This is a genomic window from Streptococcus infantis, from assembly GCF_000960085.1.
Taxonomy (GTDB): Bacteria; Bacillota; Bacilli; order Lactobacillales; family Streptococcaceae; genus Streptococcus; species Streptococcus infantis_C.
Map to the genome: position 1 here is coordinate 37,718 of NZ_JYGT01000006.1, position 24,099 is coordinate 61,816.

23 protein-coding genes are annotated in these 24,099 nt (G+C 41.1%); 15 read left to right on the forward strand and 8 right to left on the reverse strand.

Annotation, left to right across the window (positions count from 1 at the left end):
- The first annotated feature begins 2 nt into the window (after positions 1-2).
- From galU to TZ94_RS02380, 7 genes are all read left to right on the forward strand, one after another.
- Complete coding sequence (galU, locus tag TZ94_RS02350; RefSeq protein ID WP_045613910.1) at positions 3-902, forward strand: UTP--glucose-1-phosphate uridylyltransferase GalU; 900 nt, start codon at positions 3-5, stop codon at positions 900-902.
- Between the two features lie 122 nt (positions 903-1,024).
- Positions 1,025-3,655, forward strand: coding sequence for a penicillin-binding protein PBP1B (gene pbp1b / locus TZ94_RS02355; RefSeq protein ID WP_045613782.1), 2,631 nt, complete (start codon positions 1,025-1,027; stop codon positions 3,653-3,655).
- A 42-nt stretch (positions 3,656-3,697) separates the two neighbouring features.
- Entirely contained in the window at positions 3,698-4,609 is a 912-nt protein-coding gene (locus TZ94_RS02360; RefSeq protein ID WP_045613784.1) for a DMT family transporter, read from the forward strand.
- Positions 4,610-4,693: 84 nt separating this feature from the next.
- Positions 4,694-5,392, forward strand: coding sequence for a 2,3,4,5-tetrahydropyridine-2,6-dicarboxylate N-acetyltransferase (gene dapD / locus TZ94_RS02365; protein WP_045613786.1), 699 nt, complete (start codon positions 4,694-4,696; stop codon positions 5,390-5,392).
- Between the two features lie 61 nt (positions 5,393-5,453).
- A complete protein-coding gene (locus TZ94_RS02370; RefSeq protein ID WP_045613788.1) occupies positions 5,454-6,584 on the forward strand; it encodes an N-acetyldiaminopimelate deacetylase in 1,131 nt (376 codons plus the stop codon).
- A gap of 3 nt (positions 6,585-6,587) precedes the next feature.
- Positions 6,588-7,127: a 5-formyltetrahydrofolate cyclo-ligase gene (locus TZ94_RS02375; protein WP_045613791.1), complete on the forward strand. Its 540-nt coding sequence runs from the start codon at positions 6,588-6,590 to the stop codon at positions 7,125-7,127.
- Entirely contained in the window at positions 7,111-7,785 is a 675-nt protein-coding gene (locus TZ94_RS02380; RefSeq protein ID WP_045613793.1) for a rhomboid family intramembrane serine protease, read from the forward strand. The genes TZ94_RS02375 and TZ94_RS02380 overlap by 17 nt, the downstream gene beginning before the upstream one ends.
- Before the next feature lie 79 nt (positions 7,786-7,864).
- On the opposite strand, the gene TZ94_RS02385 is transcribed toward TZ94_RS02380, so the two are convergent.
- The 5 genes from TZ94_RS02385 to TZ94_RS02405 all read right to left on the reverse strand — a co-directional run bounded on the left by TZ94_RS02385 (position 7,865) and on the right by TZ94_RS02405 (position 14,066).
- Positions 7,865-9,244: a glycoside hydrolase family 1 protein gene (locus tag TZ94_RS02385; RefSeq protein WP_045613795.1), complete on the reverse strand. Its 1,380-nt coding sequence runs from the start codon at positions 9,242-9,244 to the stop codon at positions 7,865-7,867.
- A 110-nt stretch (positions 9,245-9,354) separates the two neighbouring features.
- Positions 9,355-11,208, reverse strand: coding sequence for a proline--tRNA ligase (locus TZ94_RS02390; RefSeq protein ID WP_045613797.1), 1,854 nt, complete (start codon positions 11,206-11,208; stop codon positions 9,355-9,357).
- A gap of 16 nt (positions 11,209-11,224) precedes the next feature.
- The gene (gene rseP / locus TZ94_RS02395) at positions 11,225-12,481 is read right to left on the reverse strand and encodes an RIP metalloprotease RseP (protein WP_045613799.1); all 1,257 of its coding nucleotides are present in this window, start codon (positions 12,479-12,481) and stop codon (positions 11,225-11,227) included.
- 21 nt (positions 12,482-12,502) lie between these two features.
- Positions 12,503-13,306 carry a phosphatidate cytidylyltransferase gene (locus TZ94_RS02400; protein ID WP_045613801.1) on the reverse strand — a complete coding sequence of 268 codons (804 nt, stop codon included), beginning with the start codon at positions 13,304-13,306 and terminating at the stop codon, positions 12,503-12,505.
- 7 nt (positions 13,307-13,313) lie between these two features.
- A complete protein-coding gene (locus TZ94_RS02405; RefSeq protein ID WP_045613803.1) occupies positions 13,314-14,066 on the reverse strand; it encodes an isoprenyl transferase in 753 nt (250 codons plus the stop codon).
- Positions 14,067-14,279: 213 nt separating this feature from the next.
- On the opposite strand from TZ94_RS02405, the gene TZ94_RS02410 reads away from it, so the two are divergent.
- The 8 genes from TZ94_RS02410 to TZ94_RS02445 all read left to right on the forward strand — a co-directional run bounded on the left by TZ94_RS02410 (position 14,280) and on the right by TZ94_RS02445 (position 21,465).
- Complete coding sequence (locus tag TZ94_RS02410; protein WP_006151340.1) at positions 14,280-14,675, forward strand: helix-hairpin-helix domain-containing protein; 396 nt, start codon at positions 14,280-14,282, stop codon at positions 14,673-14,675.
- A 369-nt stretch (positions 14,676-15,044) separates the two neighbouring features.
- Positions 15,045-15,632, forward strand: coding sequence for a flavin reductase family protein (locus tag TZ94_RS02415; RefSeq protein WP_045613807.1), 588 nt, complete (start codon positions 15,045-15,047; stop codon positions 15,630-15,632).
- Positions 15,610-16,170 (forward strand): GNAT family N-acetyltransferase, encoded by a 561-nt coding sequence (locus tag TZ94_RS02420; RefSeq protein ID WP_045613809.1) that lies wholly within the window; start codon positions 15,610-15,612, stop codon positions 16,168-16,170. The genes TZ94_RS02415 and TZ94_RS02420 overlap by 23 nt, the downstream gene beginning before the upstream one ends.
- A 59-nt stretch (positions 16,171-16,229) precedes the next feature.
- Positions 16,230-16,595 carry a hypothetical protein gene (locus tag TZ94_RS02425; protein WP_045613811.1) on the forward strand — a complete coding sequence of 122 codons (366 nt, stop codon included), beginning with the start codon at positions 16,230-16,232 and terminating at the stop codon, positions 16,593-16,595.
- 1 nt (position 16,596) lies between these two features.
- The gene (locus tag TZ94_RS02430) at positions 16,597-16,776 is read left to right on the forward strand and encodes a hypothetical protein (RefSeq protein WP_045613813.1); all 180 of its coding nucleotides are present in this window, start codon (positions 16,597-16,599) and stop codon (positions 16,774-16,776) included.
- A 13-nt stretch (positions 16,777-16,789) separates the two neighbouring features.
- Entirely contained in the window at positions 16,790-19,441 is a 2,652-nt protein-coding gene (locus TZ94_RS02435) for a valine--tRNA ligase (RefSeq protein WP_045613815.1), read from the forward strand.
- A gap of 55 nt (positions 19,442-19,496) precedes the next feature.
- Positions 19,497-20,744 (forward strand): GmrSD restriction endonuclease domain-containing protein, encoded by a 1,248-nt coding sequence (locus tag TZ94_RS02440; protein ID WP_045613817.1) that lies wholly within the window; start codon positions 19,497-19,499, stop codon positions 20,742-20,744.
- Positions 20,745-20,751: 7 nt separating this feature from the next.
- Positions 20,752-21,465: an MAE_28990/MAE_18760 family HEPN-like nuclease gene (locus TZ94_RS02445; RefSeq protein ID WP_045613818.1), complete on the forward strand. Its 714-nt coding sequence runs from the start codon at positions 20,752-20,754 to the stop codon at positions 21,463-21,465.
- 199 nt (positions 21,466-21,664) lie between these two features.
- Here TZ94_RS02445 and TZ94_RS02450 read toward each other — a convergent pair whose 3' ends face one another.
- The 3 genes from TZ94_RS02450 to TZ94_RS02460 are packed head-to-tail and all read right to left on the reverse strand — an operon-like array spanning position 21,665 to position 24,099.
- Positions 21,665-22,264: a response regulator transcription factor gene (locus TZ94_RS02450; protein ID WP_045613820.1), complete on the reverse strand. Its 600-nt coding sequence runs from the start codon at positions 22,262-22,264 to the stop codon at positions 21,665-21,667.
- Positions 22,265-23,362: a sensor histidine kinase gene (locus TZ94_RS02455; RefSeq protein WP_045613822.1), complete on the reverse strand. Its 1,098-nt coding sequence runs from the start codon at positions 23,360-23,362 to the stop codon at positions 22,265-22,267.
- Positions 23,362-24,099 (reverse strand): ABC transporter permease, encoded by a 738-nt coding sequence (locus TZ94_RS02460; protein WP_045613825.1) that lies wholly within the window; start codon positions 24,097-24,099, stop codon positions 23,362-23,364. The genes TZ94_RS02455 and TZ94_RS02460 overlap by 1 nt, the downstream gene beginning before the upstream one ends.

Genomic DNA, 24,099 nt, shown 5'->3' on the forward strand with positions numbered 1-24,099 from the left:
TCATGAAGCAAAAAGTTAGAAAAGCTGTTATCCCTGCTGCGGGGCTTGGAACTCGTTTCCTTCCAGCAACCAAAGCCTTGGCCAAAGAAATGTTGCCAATCGTGGATAAACCAACTATTCAATTCATCGTTGAAGAAGCCCTTAAATCTGGAATTGAGGATATTCTTGTAGTAACAGGGAAATCAAAACGATCTATCGAAGACCATTTTGATTCAAACTTTGAACTAGAGTACAACCTTAAGGAAAAAGGAAAAACCGACCTTTTAAAACTAGTTGACGAAACAACTGGTATGCGCCTTCACTTCATCCGTCAAACACACCCACGTGGACTCGGAGATGCCGTTTTACAAGCCAAAGCTTTCGTTGGAAATGAACCGTTTGTGGTTATGCTTGGAGATGACCTCATGGATATCACAGATGATAGTGCTATTCCATTGACCAAACAACTTATAAATGATTATGAGCAAACTCATGCTTCTACTATCGCTGTGATGCCTGTCCCACATGAAGAAGTTTCTTCATACGGTGTTATCGCTCCTCAAGGGGAAGGAAATGGCGGTCTTTACAGTGTTGAAACCTTCGTTGAAAAGCCAGCACCTGAAGACGCACCAAGTGATCTAGCCATCATCGGCCGTTACCTTCTCACACCTGAGATTTTCGGTATTCTTGAAAATCAAAAACCTGGTGCGGGAAATGAAATCCAACTAACAGATGCTATCGATACCCTCAACAAAACCCAACGAGTATTTGCTCGCGAGTTTAAAGGTGCACGTTACGATGTCGGAGATAAGTTTGGATTTATGAAGACGTCCATTGAATACGCCCTCAAACATCCTCAAGTCAAAGATCACTTAAAAGACTACTTGATTGATCTTGGAAAAGAACTTTCAGAGGAGAAATAAATCTTTAAAACTAGGTTGAGTATACCTGGTTTTTTTGTTGCTAAGCACCTCTAAACCTATATTAAGACTAATTTCTTAAAACAGATGCTTTTATGGTATAATAATAAGAGGTGAAGAAATAAATGAAGAATAAATTGTTAGAATATAAAGAAAAAGGACTGGCTTTCCTTCAGTTCCTAAAAACAAAACTTAAAAAAATAGATTTAGGCAAAATTGGTCGTAATAATTCTAAGAAGAAAAAACAAACCAAAACTAGTATTTGGGCAATCTTTGCCAATATCTTGCTGGGAATTAAAGCAACCTTTAATACCCTATTTATCATCGCCTTCATTGGTGGACTTTTAGGTACTGGGGTTGTTTTGGGTTATGCTGTTTCTCTATTTGACAAAGTAACCATTCCTCAGACAGAAGATCTGGTCAAACAAGTGAATGATATCTCATCTATCTCCGACATTCGATATGCAGACGGCTCCTTAATTGGATCAATCGAAAGTGACCTCCTTCGAACTTCTGTTACATCTGACGCTATTTCAGATAATCTCAAACAAGCTATTGTTGCAACCGAAGATGAACACTTTGCGGAACACAATGGTGTCGTTCCTAAAGCTGTGATTCGTGCCAGTCTAGGAAAATTCATCGGCCTTGGTTCCTCTAGTGGAGGATCTACCCTAACACAGCAACTTATCAAACAACAAGTAGTGGGTGATGCTCCTACACTTGCTCGTAAAGCAAGTGAGATTGTGAATGCCTTGGCCTTAGAGCGAGCCATGAGTAAGGATGAAATTCTAACTACCTATCTCAACGTCGCTCCATTTGGTCGTAACAATAAAGGTCAAAATATCGCAGGTGCTCAACAAGCTGCTAAAGGGATTTTTGGGGTTGACGCCAATCAACTTAGTGTTCCACAAGCAGCCTTTATAGCGGGTTTGCCACAAAGTCCTATCTCCTACTCTCCTTATGAAGCGACTGGTGAAATGAAGAGTGAAGAAGATATGGAACTTGGAATCAAGCGCTCCAAAGATGTTCTCTACAATATGTACCGAACTGGAGTTCTCAGCCAAGAAGACTACGAAACCTATAAAGCTTATGACATCAAGCAAGATTTCTTGCCTGCAGAAAATGTAGATGTAGCTGCGAAAGGATTCCTCTACTTCACTGCACTCAATGAAGCTACTAACCTCATGTATGATTATATGGTCAAAAAAGATAACGTTTCTGAACAAGAACTCAAAAATGAATCCATCCAAAAATCTTACCATGAATTAGCTGAAAAAGAGATTAAAAATGGAGGTTATCGAGTCACAACTACCATTGATAAAACAATCCATACGGCTATGCAAAATGCAGTCGCAAACTATGGTTACCTTGTAGATGATAGCTCAGGTCAACCTGAAGTTGGAAATGTCTTAATGGATAATCAAACAGGAGCAATTTTAGGTTTTATAGGCGGACGAGATTACCAAAACAATCAAAATAATCATGCTTTTGATACTAAACGCTCTCCTGCCTCTACTACTAAGCCACTATTAGCTTATGGTATTGCTATTGACCAAGGATTGATGGGAAGTGCTAGTATCCTATCAAACTATCCTACCAACTTTGCTAACGGAACCCCTATCATGCACGTCAACAGTCCAGGAACAGCTATGATAAACCTTAAGGAAGCCCTCAATTATTCATGGAACATCCCTGCCTACTGGACCTATCGTATGCTCCGTGAAAAAGGAGTTGATGTCCGTTCTTACATGGAAAAAATGGGCTATGAGATCCCAGAATACGGCATTGAAAGTCTTCCTATGGGTGGAGGAATCGAAGTTACTGTAGCTCAACATACAAATGGATATCAAACACTTGCTAATAATGGAGTTTACCATAAAAAATACATGATTTCGAAAATCGAAAAAAGCAATGGCGAGGTCATTTATGAGCATAAAGACGAACCTGTTCAGGTCTATTCTAAAGCTACTGCAACCATTATGCAAAGTCTATTGAGAGACGTTCTTTCATCACGGGTAACCACAAGCTTCCAAAGCGATCTTGCTTCCATCAATTCTAAGTTAGCAGGTGCTGATTGGATCGGTAAAACTGGTACAACTAACGAAGAAGGTGATATGTGGCTCATGCTTTCAACTCCAAGATTGACTCTTGGAGGCTGGGTTGGTCACGATGATAATAGTCCCCTAGCTAACGGCGCATACTTCCGTAATGCTAAGTACATGGCTAATCTGGTAAATGCTATTCAACAAGCTTCTCCTTCTGCTTGGGGAACTGAGCGTTTCAGCCTTGATTCAAGTGTAACTTCTTCTCAAGTTCTTAAATCAACTGGTCAAAAGCCAGGACGAGTTAATCTCAACGGAAAAGATTACGAAATTGGTGGAGAGACTGTTACAAGTTACTGGGCCAACCAAGCTGGTGCCCCAACTACGACCTTCCACTTTGCAATTGGTGGTAGTGAGGCTGACTATCGACATGCTTGGAATACAATTGTTGGAAATCTAATAAAACAAGATAACAATAACGATAATAACAGTAGCAACAGCAATAATAACAACGGTAACAGTAACAGTAATAACAGTAGCAACAGCAATAATAACAACGGTAACAGTAACAGTAATAACAGTAGCAACAACAATAATAACAACGGTAACAGTAACAGTAATAACAGTAGCAACAACAATAATAACAACGGTAACAGTAACAACAATACTACTAGCAGTCGCAACAACTCTTCTTCGAATAGATCCCAACGCTAGTACATCTATTATCAAGAGTATTTGTCCTAACTCGACTTTTATATGAATCACTATCAAAAGAATATTTTCAAGGGAACCATATATTCTCTCCTATCCGGATTAATATGGGGTATTTGTGGTATTTTAGGAGAATTCTTCTTTACACATTATCCAGTCTCCTCTGGTTGGATTACTTCTATGCGACTAAGCCTTGCAGGTGGTTTTATACTCATCTTGTCCGGCTTTAAGTTTCGTTCACACTTATTCGAGCTTTGGAGAAATCGTCACAACTACCTACCTTTTCTGGCTTATGCTATCTTAGGAATTTTCTCCGTTCAGTATTTCTTCTATCTCTGTGTAGAATACTCTAATGCGACAACGGCAACTATCCTACAATTTATCAGCCCTGTTTTCATTCTCATCTACAACCGTCTTATCTACAAGAAAAAAACTTCTAAAAAAGCAATTTTCTATGTTTTGACTGCTATGCTTGGGGTCTTTCTGATGGCTACCAAAGGCGATCTGTCTAAACTATCCATCACTCCCCTCGCATTGCTGACAGGACTTCTCAGTGCGCTTGGTGTCATGTTTAATGTCATCTTGCCCCAACCGTTTGCTCGAAAATACGGTTTTGTGCCAACTGTTGGTTGGGGAATGTTGCTGGCTGGACTCTTTAGTAATTTTCTCTATCCTGTTTATAGAATTAGTTTTCAGCTTGATTGGGTAAGCATCTTGATTTGCTTGACCATTGCCTTTTTGGGAACAGCCTTTGCTTTCTTCCTATCGATGAAAGCCGTCTCTCTCGTTTCCCCATTGGTGGTGTCGGTCGTTAGCGCAAGCGAACCTCTATCCTCTGCTATCCTCAGTGTCCTTTTCCTTGGCATGGTTCTGGATGGTTTCTTGGTACTAGCCATGATTTTGATTATCGTTCCTATGGTTTTCTTGTCCATTGAAGAATCTAAATCCAAGAATTAAACACCTTCTTTTAACACTTAAGGCTTCAAAATTGAAGCCTTTTTTGGTAGAATAGTAAGCATTACAAAGAGTGAGGAGACACCTATGACTGCTACAAAAATGAATGCACAAGAAATTATCCAATTTATCGCAAATGCTGAGAAAAAGACAAGTGTAAAAGTGACCTTTGAGGGGCAACTTGCTGGAACTATCCCTGCTTCTGTTATCAAGCTTGGAAATGTTCTCTTTGGAGACTGGAAGGATATCGCTCCACTTCTCGAAGGACTTACAGAAAACAAGGACTATGTTGTTGAACAAGACGCTCGCAACTCTGCTGTACCTCTCCTTGATAAACGTGATATCAATGCTCGTATCGAGCCAGGCGCTATCATCCGTGACCAAGTTGAGATTGGTGACAATGCTGTTATCATGATGGGAGCTGTTATCAATATCGGTGCTGAAATCGGTGCTGGCACTATGATTGATATGGGAGCTATCCTTGGCGGACGCGCTATTGTCGGTAAAAATAGCCACGTTGGTGCAGGTGCTGTTCTTGCAGGCGTTATCGAGCCAGCTAGTGCAGAGCCTGTCCGTGTAGGTGACAATGTACTCATCGGCGCTAACGCTGTAGTTATCGAAGGTGTTCAAATCGGTAGCGGTTCTGTTGTCGCTGCAGGTGCCATCGTCACTCAAGATGTTCCAAAAAACGTTGTGGTAGCAGGCGTTCCAGCTCGTGTTATCAAGGAAATCGATAGCCAAACCCAACAAAAAACAGCGCTAGAAGATGCGCTTCGCACCTTGTAATGAGTAACAGAGGCGGAAATATTTCCAGCCTCTTTCTCGTATCAATAGAAGGAAATTAACTATGTTAGATTTGATTCAAACTCGACGCGATCTTCACCAAATTCCTGAGATTGGTTTAGAAGAATTCAAGACTCACGCTTATTTACTCAATGTTATTGAGAAATTAACAGCTGGTAAGGATTTTGTTCAGATTCGTACTTGGCGAACAGGTATTTTAGTTTACTTGCAGGGAAGTCAGCCAGAAGGTACCATTGGTTGGCGGACAGACATTGATGGCCTCCCAATCGTTGAACAAACAGGTCTTCCTTTTGTCTCTCAACACCAAGACCGCATGCATGCTTGTGGGCACGACTTTCACATGACCATTGCCCTTGGAAGTCTCGAACGTGCTTTAGAAAAACAACCAAAAAACAACCTCCTCTTTCTCTTTCAACCTGCGGAAGAAAATGAGGCAGGCGGTATGCTCATGTATGAAGATGATGCTTTTGGCGACTGGTTGCCTGACCAATTCTATGGACTTCATGTTCGCCCCGACTTAAAAGTTGGACAAATTGCGACCAATACCCATACACTCTTTGCAGGAACTTGCGAAGTCAAGATTCGTTTCAAGGGTAAAGGTGGTCACGCTGCCTTTCCACATGAAGCCAACGACGCTCTGGTTGCAGCTAGCTATTTTGTGACCCAAGTTCAGTCGGTTGTCAGCCGTAATGTCGATCCTATCGAGGGAGCTGTTGTCACTTTCGGTGTCTTTCAAGCTGGTACAACCAATAATGTCATATCTGATACAGCTTTCTTGCATGGAACCATTCGAGCTCTCACACACAGCATGAGCCTCTTGGTTCAAAAACGTGTCAAAGCTATCGCTGAAGGTATCGCAGCTGCTTTTGATATGGATGTGGAGATCGAACTCAAGCAGGGAGGCTATTTACCAGTCGAAAACAACCCTGAATTAGCCCGGGAATTGATGACCTTCTTTGATGAAACAGAGGGCATTGAACTAATCGACATCGAACCTGCCATGACAGGGGAAGACTTCGGTTACCTTCTCTCCAAGGTTCCTGGTGTCATGTTCTGGCTAGGTATTGATAGTCCCTACGCTCTTCACCATCCAAAGATGAGCCCTAAAGAAGAAGCTCTAGCTATCGGTGTCGAGGCTGTATCAAGCTTTTTAGCCAAGAAAGCTGCGGAGTAAACTATGAAGAAAAGCTTACGCAAGCAGGTCTTGCAAGGACTTAAGTCTCTATCCAAGGAAGAAAAGCAGAGCATGAACGATTGGCTCACAGAGCAGTTCTTTCAACATCCTTTTTATAAGGAAGCAAAAACCATCGCTACTTACCTGTCTTTTCCTCATGAATTTCAGACAGCTGAACTCATCGAACAAGCTCAAAAAGATGGGAAGACGATTCTCATTCCCAAAACTTATCCACAAGGGAAAATGGACTTGGTGCTCTATGAACCAGAGAAACTTGAAAGAAATTCTTTTGGACTTCTTGAACCACAGGGAGAGGCTACTATCCTTGAACCCTCGCAGATTGACCTGATTCATGTTCCCGGTTTAGCTTTCAATACTTCTGGTTATCGGGTTGGCTACGGAGGTGGCTATTACGACCGCTACTTGGAGCATTTCCCAGGCCATACCATTAGTACGCTTTACCCATGCCAGATTCAGAATTTTCAACCTGATCACTACGATATTCCCGTTGAGGAGGTACTCATCTATGAAAGAGATTTTTGATCGTCGTTATCCTGTCACGAGCTTCTTTCTTCTCGTGACCACCCTGGTTTTTATACTCATGTTTCTAACTAGTGGTTTCAACTACACAAGCGCAGCCACCTTGTATAAATTCGGAGCTGTTTATCCCCCAGCAATCAAGGCCATGCCTGAACAAATCTGGCGCCTATTCTCAGCAACCTTTGTTCACATTGGCTTGGAGCACTTTTTAGTCAATATGCTTTCTCTTTACTTCTTGGGACGTCAGATGGAGCAAATCTTTGGCTCCAATCAGTTTTTCTTTATCTACCTTCTATCAGGTATGATGGGAAATCTCTTTGTCCTCGTTTTTAGTCCCAATGCCATTACTGCAGGTGCTTCAACTGCCCTCTATGGCATGTTCGCTTCTATTGTCGTTCTCCGTTATGCCTCACGCAACCCCTATCTTCAACAGCTTGGTCAATCTTACCTCTCCCTCTTGGTCATCAACCTAGTAGGTAGTGTTTTAATACCAGGAATCAGCCTTGCTGGACACGTAGGTGGAGCTGTCGGTGGCACATTACTAGCTATCGTTTTCCCAGTTCGAGGAGAACGAAAAATTTACAGTCCAGGCCAACGTGGTCTAGCAACCCTAGCCTTTATTGCTCTGTCAGCTTTGTTACTTTTTATCGGATTATTATAAAACAAGAAAAACCATTGGAAAAACTCGTAAAGAATTGATTTCCAATGGTTTTTTCTTAATCTAATTGGTTATTTTACTTTTAAAATCCATTATTGTCACTGAGTTCTTTGAACCAGTGGCCTGATTTTTTCAGACGGCGTTCTTGCGTTTCTAAGTCTAGCTCAACCAAGCCATAACGGTTTTTATAGCTATTGAGCCATGACCAACAATCGATAAAGGTCCAGATCAAGTAGCCTTTACAGTTGGCACCATCTTCGATAGCACGATGAAGCTCACGAAGGTGACCTTTAACAAAGTCAATACGATAATCATCCTGAATCATTCCATTCTCACGGAATTTATCTTCACCTTCAACGCCCATCCCATTCTCTGTCAACATCCACTCGATATTGCCATAGTTTTCCTTGATGTTTTGAGCGATATGGTAAATCCCTTGCTCGTAGATTTCCCAGCCACGGTGTGGATTTATTTTACGCCCAGGCATGACGTAAGGTTCATAGAAATGCTCTGGCAAGAGCGGGCTGTCAGGATGCCTAGCAAAACGTGGCGCCATGACACGCAAGGGTTGGTAGTAGTTGACTCCAAGGAAATCTACTGTGTGCTCACGAATAAGTTCCAACTCCTCAGCTGTAGAATCTGGGAGCAAATCATGCTCAGCTAAAATTTCCTTCAATTCTTCTGGATAAGTTCCCAAGACAGATGGATCTAGGAAAGATTGTGCCTGAAAGAGGTCGGCAATGCGTGCAGCCTTGACATCCGCAGGATGCTGACTACGTGGATAGGCTGGTGTCAAGTTGAGGACAATTCCAATCTTAGAATCAGGCAAAACCTCATGACAAGCCTTAACCGCAAGACTACTAGCCAGTTGAGTGTTATAAGCTACCTGAACTGCAGCTTTGGCATCCACCTTATGTGGATAATGGGCATCATAAAAATAGCCAAACTCAACAGGAACGATAGGCTCATTGAAGGTAATCCATTGGTCCACCAAGTCTCCATAGGTCTCAAAACAGAAACGAGCATAGTCTTCGTAAGCCTTAATGGTCGCCTTGTTTTCCCAACCATCGCCATCCTCTTGAAGGGCAAAAGGCAGATCAAAATGATAGAGATTGACTAAGAGACGGATTCCCTTAGCCTTAATAGCTTCAAAGACCTGACGGTAAAAAGCCACACCTTGAGGATTGACTTCCCCACGCCCCTGTGGGAAAATACGAGACCACTGGATAGAGGTCCGAAAGGCTGTATGACCTGTTTCTAACAAAAGTTCGATATCCTTTTCCCAGTTTTCATAGAAGGTCGATGTTTTGTCTGGTCCAATCCCATTATAGTAGCGATTTGGTTCCACTTGAAACCAATAATCCCAGAGATTATCTCCCTTTCCATCACCAGGCACTCGCCCTTCTGTCTGTGGCCCAGAAGTTGAGGAACCCCAGACAAAATCCTTTGGAAATTTTAGCATAGCTCTACCTCTTTATTTACTCTTTTTATCTTTATTTTATCTCATTATAGAGAAAAAACAAGGCAAAAACTAGTTACATTTTTGTCTTGTTTTTCTTCTGATTATAGATTTTATTTATTTGTTAGGATTTCAAGGGTTTCAAGCAAGTTATCTGCATGAACTTCGATTGTATCCCCTGTCGCCTTGATCTTCACTTCTACAATCCCGTCAGCTGCTTTCTTACCAACAGTGATACGGATTGGAAGACCAATCAAGTCGCTGTCACTGAATTTAACACCGACACGTTCGTTACGGTCATCCGTCAAAACTTCGTAACCTTTGTTTACCAAGGCTTCTTCGATACGGTTGGTTAATTCAAGACTTGCTTCGTCCTTGACATTAACTGGAATCAAGTGCACATCAAATGGCGCCAATTCTTTAGGGAAATTGATTCCCCAAGCGTAACGGTATTCCCCTTTAGGTGTTTTGTTCACAAAGAGGCGAGCGTGTTGCTCCATAACTGCTGAAAGGAGACGACTAACACCGATACCGTAGCATCCCATGATGATTGGTACCGCACGGCCATTTTCGTCCAAGACATCTGCACCCATACTTGCTGAGTAACGAGTCCCCAGTTTGAAGATGTGACCAATCTCGATACCACGCGCAAAGTTGAGAACACCTTGTCCGTCAGGAGAGATTTCACCCTCACGAACTTCACGGATATCGACATACTCAGCAGTGAAATCACGACCTGGGTTAACACCAGTCAAGTGGTAACCATCTTCATTTGCACCAGCAACCGCATTACGGCTATCTTGTACCTTGCGGTCAGCGATAATCTTAACATTTTCTGGAAGATTTACTGGGCCAAGTGAACCAAAGTCCGCTCCCAACAATTCTTTCACTTCTGCCTCAGTTGCAGGTTCCAAGAAATCTGATCCAAGATAGTTTTTCAATTTTACTTCATTGAGTTGGTCATTGCCAACGAGTAGAGCCACAACCGGTTCCTCGTCTGCGATATACACCAAGGTCTTGATTGTTTGCTCTTCAGAGACACTCAAGAAAGCAGCAACTTCATCAATCGATTTGACACCTGGTGTTTCCACGCGAGTTACTTGATCTTCAGTCACAACACGGTTGCTTGGTTTATAGGCATTAGTTGCCATCTCCAAGTTAGCTGCATAGCTTGACTCACTTGAGTAGGCAATGGTATCTTCACCTGAAACCATCCATTTGAGCAATTCTGCCTTGATTTCTTTCTGTACATCTACAGGAATCTCATCAAATGATGCGACAGACTTGTCTAAAACAACCCAACGGTCAAGGTCTGTACGAGCAGGTGTGATGGCCATAAATTCTTGGCTATCCTTACCACCCATAGCTCCACCGTCACCGATGATGGCTTTGAAGTCCAAACCACTACGAGTAAAGATACGCTCGTAAGCTGCCTTGTACTCATCATAGGTTACATCCAAGCTATCGTAGTTAGCATGGAAGCTATAGCCGTCTTTCATGATGAATTCACGCGTACGAAGAAGTCCATTACGTGGACGTTTTTCATCACGGTATTTAGGTTGGATTTGGTACAAGTTCAGTGGCAATTGCTTGTAAGACTTGACAGAATCACGGACAATCGCTGTGAAGGTTTCTTCGTGAGTAGGACCTAGGATAAAGTCAGATCCTTCACGGTTTTTCAATTTGTACAAGTCTTCACCGTAAGTATCATAACGGCCAGATTCACGCCAAAGGTCCGCACTGAGAAGGGCTGGCGCCAACATCTCAACCGCACCAATTTTGTCAAATTCCTGGCGCATGATTTTTTTAGCTTTTTCGATAACACGGTTAGCAAGTGGCAGGTAAGAATAGACTCCTGCTGATACTTGACGAACATAACCAGCACGCAACATAAGAGCGTGGCTGATAACTTGAGCATCGCTTGGCATTTCGCGAAGCGTTGGGATTAGCATTTTACTTTGTTTCATATTTTTCCTCTAATTCTTAAAAGAAGGTTCGCATGATGTCGTTCCATGTAACGGCGATCATCAAGACAACCATAATCACAACTCCGACTAGAGTAACATAGGTTTCAATTTCTTGTTTCAGTGGTTTGCGGCGAATAGCTTCGATGATGTTGAGCACGATTTTCCCACCATCAAGTGCCGGGATAGGAATTAAGTTGAAAATCCCGATATTGATAGAAATCATAGCCAAGAAGAATAGGACGTTTTCAAGTCCATTCTTAGCAGCATCGCTACTTGCCTTAAAGATGGCAACAGGACCACCCAGTTTATTCAGGTCAGGTTGGAAAATCAAGTTTTTCAAGGCATTGAGAATGCGCAAGGCTGAGTCAGCTGCAGATGTGAATCCACCTACAAACATAGACCAGATATCTGATTTGAGTCTCCGTTGAACACCCAAAATATAACGCCCTTGGCTTTCCTCAGGTGTCACACTGACTTGTTTTTCAGTTCCATTTTCAGAGACTGTCACATCTAAAACAGGTGCTGTTTTATCCTTGGTCTCTGCTTCCACTGCCTGAATCAAATCTTGCCAGTTACTGATTTCGTGTGAACCGACTTTAGTGATTTGGGCCGTATTTTCAATACCGACCTTTGCAATCGCGCTATCAGGGATGATACTAAAGTTATTACTTTGTGTATCACGAACACCACCTTGCATGAAAATCAAAATCCAGAAGACGACAACTCCTAGGATAAAGTTATTCATGGGGCCTGCAAAGTTGGTAATCAATTTGCCCCAGACAGTTGCATTTTGATATTGATCGTCTAGCGGAGCGATACGAACTTCCGTTCCATCAGATTCCACAATAGTTGCATCATGGTCTACGGAGAACGTTTTTTCCTCTTCTAAGACCAAACCTGTGATAAAGAGTTTATCCTCAAAGTCATATTGGGTTACCTGCATCGGAAGGGCTGTTTGGTCGACCTTCTTACCAGAAAGATTGATACGCTTAACCTTGCCATCCTCGGCCAAAGTCAAACTAACAGGAGTTCCTGTCTTAATCTCTGTGGTATCCTCGACCCAACCTGCCATGCGGACATAACCACCCAACGGTAGGAGACGAATCGTGTAAGCTGTCCCGTCTTTCCCGATATGGGAAAAGATTTTTGGTCCCATTCCAATGGCAAATTCACGAACCAGAATGCCAGACTTCTTGGCAAAGTAAAAATGTCCGAACTCGTGAACCACCACTATAATTCCAAAAACAAGGATAAAGGTTAATAATCCTAACATTTAATACCTGTTCACCTTTCCTTAAAATAAGCCAAAGAGGTGCATAATAGGGAAAACTGCTAGCATAGAATCAAAACGATCCAGTACTCCGCCATGCCCTGGGATAAAGAAGCCTGAATCCTTGACTCCAAAATGGCGTTTCATGGCACTTTCAATCAAGTCGCCCAATTGACCTGCAATACTAAAGAAAATGGCAAAGAGCATCATTTTATAAATGCCATAAGGAAGGGCAACTGTGCTATCCACTAACATAAAGATGAGTGTGACAAGCATAGCAGCGACAATCCCACCAAAAGCTCCTTCGACTGATTTATTAGGAGAAACTCTTGGAGCCAATCTTCTCTTACCGAAATTCATTCCTACGAGATAAGCACCACTATCTGTTGCCCACACGATACAGAGAGCCAAAAGTGCTTTATCCAAGCCAGCGATTCGAGCATCGACTAAAGCGTTGAATCCAAAACCAACATAGAAGCTCATAGCAATTGGGAAGGCGGCATCCTCAATCGTGTAGTTTTTGCTGAAGACAGTCGCTCCAAGCATAACAAAAATTACAACACTGTATGCGACGACATTTCCATCTACGGGCAAAAAGGTCAGATAGTTTTCCAAGGGAATAGTTAGTACAAAAGTTGCTAACAAGATCAACAAACCCTCAGGGGTCATGGTGTTTAAGCCTTTCATCTGAAGCAATTCACGAACTCCAAGCATGGCTAAAATACCCATCACAATCTGTAACCAAAGCCCTCCAACCATCAAGAGTGGGATAAAGATAGCTAGGGCCAAAGCGGCAAATATAGTCCTCTTTATTAAGTCCTTTTTCATAATTCTCCTATACTCCTCCAAATCGACGATTGCGGCGGTTAAACTCTGCAATAGCTTCCTTCAAGGCTTCCTCATCAAAGTCAGGCCACAAGACATCTGTGAAATAAAGTTCACTATAAGCTGCTTGCCAAGGCAAGAAATTACTCAAGCGAAGCTCGCCACTAGTTCGGATGATTAAATCTGGATCACGCAAAGTTTTCGGCAAATGCCCTGTAAAGAGATATTCTCCAATCAACTCTTCTGTAATATCGCCTGGATTCACCTTGGCATCCAAAACATCCTGCGCAATCAACTTGACTGCCTGTGTAATTTCAGCTCGTCCACCGTAATTAAGGGCAAAATTGAGAATCAAACCAGTATTCAACTTGGTCAACTCTTCTGCCTTTTTCAAAGCTTCAAAAGTTTGTTTAGGCAAACGATCAGTCTCCCCAATCATTTGAATCTTCATATTCTTTTGGTGCAACTCAGGGACATACTTATCGTAAAATTCAACCGGAAGGTTCATGATAAACTTAACTTCCTGTTCTGGACGAGTCCAGTTTTCAGTCGAGAAGGCATAAACTGTCATAGCTTTGACACCCATATCACTAGCAGCAATGGCTACTGTTCTCAGAGCATCCATCCCAGCCTTATGACCAAAGACACGTGGCTGCATGCGTTTTTTAGCCCAACGACCATTCCCATCCATGATAACTCCGATGTGAGCTGGCACTAGCGCCGGTGTTTCTGTAACTTTATCTTTTTTTAAAAATCCAAACATGATTGTATTCCTATTCAAAAATCTATCGTTTCATTATACCATATTTTTCGCATTTCTTCTATCATCTTTTCTTATTCTAAGGCGGAATTTCCTATATAACTCCTATCTTTCTAAACTAACAAGCCTTGCATTTCCCAAAGAAAGTTGATACAATAAAACATAAAGATTTATCCTTGTTTAGTCACAGGGGTTTTTTATTGAAAGGATTTTACCATGTCAAAAAAACTACAACGTAAAAAACAACTAAGAAATAGTCTTCGTCGCTCAGGCGCACTTTCAAACGCAGTAAACAAGGTTGTCGAAGAAACAAAAAAAGTTGTGAAGCACGCTGAAAAAGCAGCGAACAACGCTGGTAAAGCCGTTTCTAAACAAGTTGAAAAAACTGTAGAAGCAACTAAAGAACAAGCTCAAAAGGTTACAAGCTCAGTAGAAGAATTCGCAGCCAACCTAGGTGGACTTTCAGTCGACCGTGCCAAGACTTTCTACGATGAAGGAATTAAGTCTGCTGCTGACTTCAAAAACTGGACAGAAAAAGAACTCCTTGCTTTGAAAGGAATCGGTCCAGCTACAATCAAGAAATTAAAAGAAAACGGCATCAAGTTCAAGTAATCTTTCTTGTTCCTTGCTTTTCCGTCAAAAACTTGTTAAAATATAGCCATTAGAGGTGTTTTGAGTCCCACATTTTACAGAAAGTGGCGGAGCTGAGAAGTCCACAAATGTGTCAAAACTGGTTGCTAGTGAGTTGAAATTAAAAATTGCATATAAATCTTTTTGCTTCCTTTTAGGACTAGGCAGCGAGTTGCAGGCTGTACTCAAGTACGGCAAGACGAGCTAACGACGTCATAAAAGAGAAACAAGAAGATTAGAGTTGCGGGCTCTGCCCGAAATTGGGTGGTACCGCGGATTAAACACATTCGTCCCTGTCAGATTGATGACAGGGGCGATTTTTTTGTTGGACCCTAGCAAAAGGAAATTGTCATGAAACAATCTTTTAACACCAGCAAACTTTACTTTGGTTTTCCTATCTTCATCTTAGGATATCAGGACCAGAACTTTGGGCACAATATTACGACTTGCAGTTCCTCCTATAGTCTAGGCGATTGGCTAGTCATCGGTGTTGGTGCTAAGGAAAATGCGGCAGACCAGATTAAGCATTATCAACAGTTCACCGTGAACATCCCTGACGAAAACCTCATGCTTGAAATGGAGCAAGCTGGTTTTATCAGCCATCGGGAGAAGTTGAATCACCTGGGCCTTGACTATGAGATTTCTGAACGGACTCAGGCTCCGATTTTGGAGGCTTGTCCAGTCGTTTTGGATTGCCAAGTAGATCGAATTGTCGAAGAAGATGGCATCTGCCATATCTTTGCCAAGATTCTTGAGCGACTGGCTGATCCAGAACTCTTAGATGACAAGGGACATTTTATAAATGACCGTTTTGCACCGACTTACTTTATGGGGGATGGCCATCAGCGCGTTTATCGTTATCTAGATGACCGAGTTGATCCCATGGGAAGCTTCATTAAGAAAGCGAGGAAAAAGGATGACAAGAGCAACATTACCTGAACGAACCGAAACGGAGCGACTGATCTTACGAGTCCGTACAGTAGCGGATGCTGAGGATATTTATACCTACGCTAGTCTCCCAGAAGTTTCTTACCCAGCAGGTTTTCCACCTGTCAAGACCTTGAAAGATGAGATTTATTACCTAGAGCATATCCTTCCCGAGCGTAATGAAAAGGAAAATCTCCCAGCTGGTTATGGAATTGTGGTCAAAGGGACTGATAAAGTCATTGGCTCTGTTGATTTCAACCATCGCCACGAAGACGATGTACTGGAGATTGGCTATACCTTGCACCCAGACTATTGGGGCCGAGGCTATGTGCCCGAAGCAGCGCGTGCCTTGATTGACCTAGGTTTTAAAGAATTGGGACTTCACAAGATTGAACTAACCTGCTTTGGCTACAATGCCCAAAGTCAACGTGTCGCTGAGAAGCTTGGTTTCACCCTCGAAGCTCGCATAAGAGACCGCAAAGATGCCCAAGGCAATCGCTGTGATGATTTGAGATATGGCTTGCTGAAGAGTGAGTGGGAAACTGAATAATTAAGTAGTGATAAAAAATTGCATAGTATTAATAACATATAAAGTATTGAGGTATAAAAATGGAAAACGAAAGTTTAGATTTAATTATTAAGGAAGTAGAAAATCAACAGGAGAAAGAGTTAGTTCGTTTTGAATCAAACTTATCTGAAGGAATAAATAAGTATAAAGAAGTATTACCTGCTGATTTAATAACACCCCAGCTACAAGAAAAAATTGACAATGAAGTAAAATTACAATTAGTTGAATTTCAAAAAAGTATTGACTTAAAACCTAAAGCATTATACCATGCTTTAAAAGTGGAAGCTGAACTCAATCCAGATATTGAAAAAGATGAATTAAAGAAAAACGCTTATGATTTCTTGGAAAAAACAACAAAGAACAAATATCTGAAAAAAATTATTCGCGAGCTAAAAAAAGGAGTATAAAATGGCAAAAGTTGGGGATTTAGCTGTCAAAAGTGGAAAAGCTGTTATTAAATTTATGTTTGAATTGATAACAGATTATCTAAAAAGTGAAGAATTTAAAAAACAAATGAAAATCATGGTTGAAACTTTAGTAACTAAAATAGTTGAAAAAGTTATAGAAGAAAAGAATAGAAATAACTAGAAAGGACACACACATGTCTAAAGAACTTTCACCTAAATACAATCCAGCTGAGGTTGAGGCTGGTCGTTACCAAAAATGGCTTGATGCTGATGTTTTCAAGCCTTCAGGCGATCAAAAGGCTAAGCCTTACTCTATCGTGATTCCACCACCAAACGTAACTGGGAAACTCCACCTTGGTCACGCTTGGGATACGACTTTGCAGGATATCATCATCCGTCAAAAACGCATGCAAGGTTTTGATACGCTTTGGCTTCCAGGGATGGACCACGCGGGGATTGCGACTCAGGCTAAGGTTGAGGAGCGCTTGCGTGGTGAGGGCATTACGCGTTATGACCTCGGTCGTGAAAAATTCCTCGATAAGGTTTGGGAATGGAAAGACGAATATGCCACTACTATCAAGGAACAATGGGGCAAGATGGGGCTCTCTGTAGACTACTCTCGCGAACGTTTCACTCTTGACGAAGGTTTGTCAAAAGCAGTTCGCAAGGTCTTTGTGGACCTTTACAAGAAAGGCTGGATCTACCGTGGTGAATTTATCATCAACTGGGACCCAGCAGCTCGCACAGCCCTTTCTGATATCGAGGTGATTCACAAGGACGTCGAAGGTGCCTTCTACCACATGAACTACATGCTGGAAGATGGCTCACGCGCCCTTGAAGTTGCTACAACTCGTCCAGAGACTATGTTTGGGGACGTTGCCGTTGCGGTCAATCCAGAAGACCCACGCTACAAGGACTTGATCGGTAAAAACGTCATCCTTCCAATCGCTAATAAATTAATTCCAATCGTTGGAGATGAACACGCAGATCCTGAGTTTGGGACTGGTGTTGTGAAAATCACACCTGCCCACGATCCAAATGACTTCTTGGTTGGTCAACGCCATAACTTGCCACAAGTTAATGTCATGAACGACGACGGAACTATGAACGACTTGGCCTTCGAATTTGCAGGCATGGACCGTTTTGACGCCCGTAAAGCAGTCGTTGCTAAGTTGGAAGAAATCGGTGCCCTCGTTAAAATCGAAAAACGTGTCCACAGTGTTGGTCACTCAGAGCGTACAGGTGTCGTGGTTGAGCCACGCTTGTCAACGCAATGGTTCGTTAAGATGGACCAATTGGCCAAAAATGCTATTGCCAATCAAGACACAGACGATAAGGTAGAATTCTACCCACCTCGTTTCAACGATACCTTCCTCCAATGGATGGAAAATGTCCACGACTGGGTAATCTCTCGTCAGCTCTGGTGGGGTCACCAAATTCCTGCTTGGTACAATGCTGAGGGTGAAATGTACGTCGGTGAAGAAGCTCCAGAAGGTGACGGATGGACTCAGGACGAAGACGTCTTGGATACTTGGTTCAGTTCTGCCCTTTGGCCATTCTCTACTATGGGCTGGCCTGATGTCGACTCAGAAGACTTCAAACGTTACTTCCCAACTTCAACCTTGGTTACAGGTTACGACATCATCTTCTTCTGGGTGTCTCGTATGATCTTCCAATCCTTGGAATTCACTGGCCGTCAGCCATTCCAAAACGTGCTTATCCACGGTCTCATTCGTGACGAGCAAGGACGCAAGATGTCTAAATCACTCGGTAACGGGATTGACCCAATGGATGTTATCGAGAAATACGGTGCCGATGCCCTTCGCTGGTTCCTTTCAAACGGTTCTGCACCAGGCCAAGACGTGCGCTTCTCTTACGAGAAAATGGATGCTTCATGGAACTTCATCAACAAAATCTGGAACATCTCTCGCTACATCCTCATGAACAATGAAGGTTTGACCCTTGAGCAAGCAACTGCCAATGTCGAAAAAGTAGTCAACAAGGAAGCTGGAAATGTCACAGACCGCTGGATTCTCCACAACCTCAATGAAACTATCGGAAAAGCGACTGCTAACTTTGACAAGTTTGAGTTTGGTGTCGCTGGTCACATCCTCTACAACTTTATCTGGGATGAGTTTGCGGACTGGTACGTTGAGTTGACTAAGGAAGTCCTTTATAGCGATAACGAAGAAGAGAAAGTCATCACACGCTCTGTTCTCCTTTACACTTTGGACAAGATCCTTCGTCTTCTTCACCCAATCATGCCATTCGTGACTGAGGAAATCTTTGGACAAATCTCAGAAGGCTCTATCGTTACAGCAGCATACCCAACTGTCAACCCAGCCTTTGAAGACCTCGCTGCCCACACTGGCGTGGAAAGTCTCAAAGACTTGATCCGTGCTGTTCGTAATGCGCGTGCGGAAGTGAACGTAGCTCCAAGCAAGCCTATCACCATCCTTGTTAAGACTAGCGATAGCGACTTGGAAGCCTTCTTTAACAGCAATGTCAACTACATCAAACGCTTCACAAATCCAGAACACTTGGAAATCGCATCAAACATCCCTGCACCTGAACTGGCTATGTCAAGCGTCATCACAGGAGCAGAAATCTACTTGCCACTGGCAGACCTCCTCAATGTCGAAGAAGAACTGGCTCGTCTCGACAAGGAACTGGCTAAATGGCAAAAAGAACTGGATATGGTCGGTAAGAAACTCTCTAACGAACGCTTCGTAGCCAATGCCAAACCAGAAGTCGTCCAAAAAGAACGCGACAAACAAGCCGACTACCAAGCTAAATACGACGCAACCGTAGCACGTATTGATGAGATGAAGAAGTTGGTGAAATAAACATAGAAACACGGCGGATATCGTTTGATATATAGATAATAAAGGAGAAAATATTTTGACTAACATTTTAGAATTGTATTCTGAAGATACGCTTTTAGAAAATATTGATAATGAGCGAATTGATATCGATGCTGAAGTTGAGGATGAAGTTGAATCAACTACATCTAGTAGAAAACTATATATAGATAAAGTTGATAAATCTACCTCAGATTTAATACGAATGATAAAAGAAGGGGAGTTGATTTTACAGCCTGACTACCAAAGGAAATTTGTTTGGAATCAAAAAACAATGTCACAATTTATTGAATCTTTATTATTGTCAATCCCTATACCAACTATATTTTTATCAGAAAATGATGATGATACGCTAGAAGTGATAGATGGTCAACAACGTTTAACAACAGTTTTTACTTTTTTTAAATCAATTCTTAATGAAGATGATTTAAAAAATGTTAAGAAAGGAAATGAATATCTAAATTATATGGAACCTCTGGAATTAAGTGGACTTTCAACGTTATCTGATTTTAATAAGAAAACCTTTGCTGAACTTGATGATAGGATTCAGAGAAAGTTTAAAAATGTTTCACTACCTATTGTTATAATTCAGAAGGATTCATCGGAAGATATTAAATATGATATATTTTCAAGAATAAATCAAGGTTCTATAAAATTAAATGGACAAGAACTATTAAATGTAATGTATAGAGGCGTATTTTTGACCAAATTAAATGAAACTTGTGAATTAGATATTGTTGATGAAATATTTGGGAAAAGAGTAGTCCTTAAGAAGAGATACGGTTATAACGAAATTTTGTTACGTGCATTTGTTATAAATGAATTTATTGATGAATCGTTTACTGCTATTAAAAAAATTGAAGTGCGAAATCCGAAACTATTAGATGGGAAAAAGGAACGCACTTATGGTGGAAGATTGAATACAGCAATCATTGAGTTCTTAAAAGAATATAGGAATGATGTAAAAAAATCTGAGGAGTTGGAGGATTTCATTTTAAAATCTATAGAGAAAGTAAATATTGTTTTTGGTAACGATGCTTTTAAGCGAATTAGTAGTAATGAACTTGCAACCAGTATCAACAAGACTGTAGCTGAAACCCAGTTAGTTATCTTATCAAGATTTTCAATTGATGAAGTAAAACAATATAAGGAAAAAATTAAAGAGTCATTTTTAGAATTCCTTGGTAAAAGTGATGAAGGTTTATTTGTGAGAGGAACAAATAATACATCTAATGTGTTAAAAAGATACGAGTGGGGAAAATTTTTAAATAAATTAATCAGGAATTAGATTTAATATGGATGTAGATAATATTTTTAAGAATTACAAAAAGTATATTGATATTTATGAAAATGACCTAAAAACATTAGATAATGAAGCTAGTACATTCTTACTCAATTCACTTTATTTATCAGTATATACAACATTTGAATATTTTTTAGACTTTTTAATTCAGCGTTATGTTGAAAATATTACTTTAAGTTCAAAAGGTATTAAACTTGAGGATTTAAAAGGATCAATAGCAATGAAATATTTTATTAATACTAATAAAAATGATAAAAAATTACATAATTTACTAATGAATCCACAAACAAAAACATTTGACTCTATTAGATCTGTTCTGTATGGTAAAATACCTAGGGAGGAATTATCTAAATATTTGAAATTTGAGTTCTTACATGATAATAAGCTAAAGGAACATTATCCAGATATTTTTGAGCAAATATTTAATGAAAGAGATTTGTTAAAGAATATTAACTTATCACGAACTGAAATGCTTGGGGGAGTTGAGAAAGTCGAAAATATTTCTGCTGAGGTGTTTATATTAAGGTATAGAGATATTCGAAATAGTATTGCACATGAAAATTATAAATTTTCAGTGGAAAATGAGCAATTTAAAGAATATGTTGAAAATTTTCAAAAAATTATTAAATGTATGATTGATAAATTCGAGACGGTTACAGGTTTCTCTGTTGATTCAAAATCAAATAACATTTTGGAGAGCCTCTAAATCATCTTATTTATATAATTAAAAAATTATACATTTTCAATATTTCACCTTAATTCTCATAGATTGTTGGGTATTGAATTCATCTGGATCGATACCGAAAACCCACCAATCGATGCTATCTGCTGGGTAGCAAAATAGTGCTGAACAACACAAAAAATCTCTTAGATTCATTTCTAAGAGATTTTTTCTTTCTTCCACCTCACAACCAGCCTTCTTCTTCGGCAGTTTTGGCTGCTTCGGTTCGGTTGCTTGCGCCTAGTTTGGAGAGGATATTGGTCATGTAATTACGGACGGTGCCGTTTGAGAGGTAGAGCTTATCCGCAATTTCTTGGTTGGAGAGCCCCTGTGCAACTCCATGCAAAACAGCGACTTCTTGCTCGGTCAAGGGATTGGGATGGGTCATCATGACTTCCATCAGCTCTGGAGAATATTCCTTGCGTCCCTCTAACACCGTATGCAGGGTTTGCATGAGTTCGGCGATGCTTCGCTCTTTCAAGACATAGGCGTCGACTCCTGCTTTGACCGCTCGTTCAAAATAGCCTGGGCGTTTAAAGGTCGTAACGATAACCACCTTAGTTTCAGGCACTTCTTGTTTGATCCACTCAAGTGCTTCGAGTCCTGTCTTGACTGGCATTTCGACGTCAAGGATGGCAATATCTGCTGCTTCTTTCCCCAAAACCTCAATAGCCTCGGCTCCATTTTTTGCCTGCAGGACAGTCTCTACATCTGGTTGAAAGCTTAAGAGCTGGCACATAGCATCTCTAAGCATACTTTGATCTTCTGCGACTAATACTTTCATCTACTTTCTCTCCTTATAAGCCAGATGCACGCGCACCTCTGTGGGATCTTTCAAACTGACCAGCTCTACTTGACCTGAGAAGGCTGCTGCACGGTCACGGACTGTATGGAGTTCATTTCCTTTTACAGCTGCAAAGCCTTTCCCATCATCTCTGACCGTCAGGAGCAGTTCCTGATCTGTTCGTTCCAGTTTTAGGTAGGCTTTTTTAGCTCTGGCATGCTTGATGATATTGGTTGCCAGTTCTAACAAAATCATAGCAGCCGTCGATTCTACATCCTGAGTCAAGCTTGCCTTGTCCAAGTGATTCTCAATCTGAACTTCAATGCCAGCAATCTCAAGCATCTTCTTGACAGTTTCTAGCTCTGAAGCTAGGGTCCGTGATTTCAGATTTTCCACAATGGTTCGCACTTCATTCATGGAATCCTTGCTTATCTGGTGAATTTCTTTTAATTCCTTCTCCACCTGTGGATAAGCCTGCATTTGAAATAACTGCAAGGCTAGATCAGTTTTAACACTCAGCATGGCAAAGGTGTGCCCCAAACTATCATGCAAATCCTGACCGATACGACTGCGTTCATTTTCAGCAAGCAATAGATTTATCTGGGCATTTTGCTTAGCCTGAGCCTCTTTCAAATCCTCTACAATTCGAATCCGAACCAAACCAAAAGTCATCAAATCGACAAAAGTAATAATTCCAAGTAGAAAGACTAGAAACTCAACTCCGATTCTCTGAAAAATCACAAGTTGCCCCACAACAAGGACTTGAGTAAGGAGAAAAGTTCGGACATGTAAAGAATTAAAACTACGTACACCGAAATGATAAGTTAAAAGATTGGAAAGGAAAAAGAAGAACCAGATATAATTTACAGCAACAAAGGCGGTATACCCAGCTACGTAGGCTAGCATGATAATCCAACAGAGCCAGGATAAACGCTGACTCTTTGTGGTTAAAACACCTAAGTAAGCCAAGACAAATAGAATATCAATCAATAAATGCCAGCTAGGAAGCTCCCCAGTCACTACAGGGACAATGGGAAAAACCATAAAAATCAAACTGGCCCAAAACATATAATGTATGCTTTTCAGTCTTTCAAGCATTAAGCATTCTCCTTATGACTTTGAAGGTAAATGGTCAAACCAAACAAAACTGCTGAAAAAACAAGTAGATAAACTGAGGCTGACAGATTGATGCTACCCTCGTTTAAGAAGCTCTTGAGCAACTCCATCAACTGATAAGTTGGTAGGCACTTCCCGATTGCTTGCATCCAATCTGGAAATAAAGAGACAGGCATCCAGAGTCCGCCTAACACAGCCAAGCCAAAGTAAAGAAGATTGCCTACGACAGACATCAACTGACTAGAAGGTAAGAGAGTCAAGGTCAAGCCAAGAGCTACAAAAGCTACACTTCCTACTATCAGCAAGAACGCAGCCCCAATCCAGTTTCCAAGAGACATATCCACACCTCTTACAAAATGCCCAATTGAGAAAACAACCAGAATTGAAACCAAATAATCAACTATCATACTTGTTATCTTTGACAGATAATATTCTACCATATTTACTGGAGTATGGCGTAATGTTTTCTGCCAGTTGTTGATTTTATCGGTATGTAAAACAACTGGGAATGAAAAGATAGCTGTCGACATCATGGAAAAGGCCGTCATGGAGATAAGGTAGTCGCGCATAAAATTAGCCGGTCCACCTGGTGTGTCCTGGTACATACCTGAAAAGAATAAATAGAAGGCTGTCGGCATCCCTACGGATAACAGATAATAGACTAATTGTCGTTTGGTCAATAGAAATTCTATCTTGTTTAGTGCGATCCATCGTTTCAT

Excerpts from the sequence above, each read along its gene's own strand:
- galU (WP_045613910.1), top strand. The coding sequence starts at position 3 with ATGAAGCAAAAAGTTAGAAAAGCTGTTATCCCTGCTGCGGGGCTTGGA.
- pbp1b (WP_045613782.1), top strand. The coding sequence starts at position 1,025 with ATGAAGAATAAATTGTTAGAATATAAAGAAAAAGGACTGGCTTTCCTT.
- TZ94_RS02360 (WP_045613784.1), top strand. The coding sequence starts at position 3,698 with ATGAATCACTATCAAAAGAATATTTTCAAGGGAACCATATATTCTCTC.
- dapD (WP_045613786.1), top strand. The coding sequence starts at position 4,694 with ATGACTGCTACAAAAATGAATGCACAAGAAATTATCCAATTTATCGCA.
- TZ94_RS02370 (WP_045613788.1), top strand. The coding sequence starts at position 5,454 with ATGTTAGATTTGATTCAAACTCGACGCGATCTTCACCAAATTCCTGAG.
- TZ94_RS02375 (WP_045613791.1), top strand. The coding sequence starts at position 6,588 with ATGAAGAAAAGCTTACGCAAGCAGGTCTTGCAAGGACTTAAGTCTCTA.
- TZ94_RS02380 (WP_045613793.1), top strand. The coding sequence starts at position 7,111 with ATGAAAGAGATTTTTGATCGTCGTTATCCTGTCACGAGCTTCTTTCTT.
- TZ94_RS02385 (WP_045613795.1), bottom strand. The coding sequence starts at position 9,244 with ATGCTAAAATTTCCAAAGGATTTTGTCTGGGGTTCCTCAACTTCTGGG.
- TZ94_RS02390 (WP_045613797.1), bottom strand. The coding sequence starts at position 11,208 with ATGAAACAAAGTAAAATGCTAATCCCAACGCTTCGCGAAATGCCAAGC.
- rseP (WP_045613799.1), bottom strand. The coding sequence starts at position 12,481 with ATGTTAGGATTATTAACCTTTATCCTTGTTTTTGGAATTATAGTGGTG.
- TZ94_RS02400 (WP_045613801.1), bottom strand. The coding sequence starts at position 13,306 with ATGAAAAAGGACTTAATAAAGAGGACTATATTTGCCGCTTTGGCCCTA.
- TZ94_RS02405 (WP_045613803.1), bottom strand. The coding sequence starts at position 14,066 with ATGTTTGGATTTTTAAAAAAAGATAAAGTTACAGAAACACCGGCGCTA.
- TZ94_RS02410 (WP_006151340.1), top strand. The coding sequence starts at position 14,280 with ATGTCAAAAAAACTACAACGTAAAAAACAACTAAGAAATAGTCTTCGT.
- TZ94_RS02415 (WP_045613807.1), top strand. The coding sequence starts at position 15,045 with ATGAAACAATCTTTTAACACCAGCAAACTTTACTTTGGTTTTCCTATC.
- TZ94_RS02420 (WP_045613809.1), top strand. The coding sequence starts at position 15,610 with ATGACAAGAGCAACATTACCTGAACGAACCGAAACGGAGCGACTGATC.
- TZ94_RS02425 (WP_045613811.1), top strand. The coding sequence starts at position 16,230 with ATGGAAAACGAAAGTTTAGATTTAATTATTAAGGAAGTAGAAAATCAA.
- TZ94_RS02430 (WP_045613813.1), top strand. The coding sequence starts at position 16,597 with ATGGCAAAAGTTGGGGATTTAGCTGTCAAAAGTGGAAAAGCTGTTATT.
- TZ94_RS02435 (WP_045613815.1), top strand. The coding sequence starts at position 16,790 with ATGTCTAAAGAACTTTCACCTAAATACAATCCAGCTGAGGTTGAGGCT.
- TZ94_RS02445 (WP_045613818.1), top strand. The coding sequence starts at position 20,752 with ATGGATGTAGATAATATTTTTAAGAATTACAAAAAGTATATTGATATT.
- TZ94_RS02450 (WP_045613820.1), bottom strand. The coding sequence starts at position 22,264 with ATGAAAGTATTAGTCGCAGAAGATCAAAGTATGCTTAGAGATGCTATG.
- TZ94_RS02455 (WP_045613822.1), bottom strand. The coding sequence starts at position 23,362 with ATGCTTGAAAGACTGAAAAGCATACATTATATGTTTTGGGCCAGTTTG.
- TZ94_RS02460 (WP_045613825.1), bottom strand. The coding sequence starts at position 24,099 with ATGAAACGATGGATCGCACTAAACAAGATAGAATTTCTATTGACCAAA.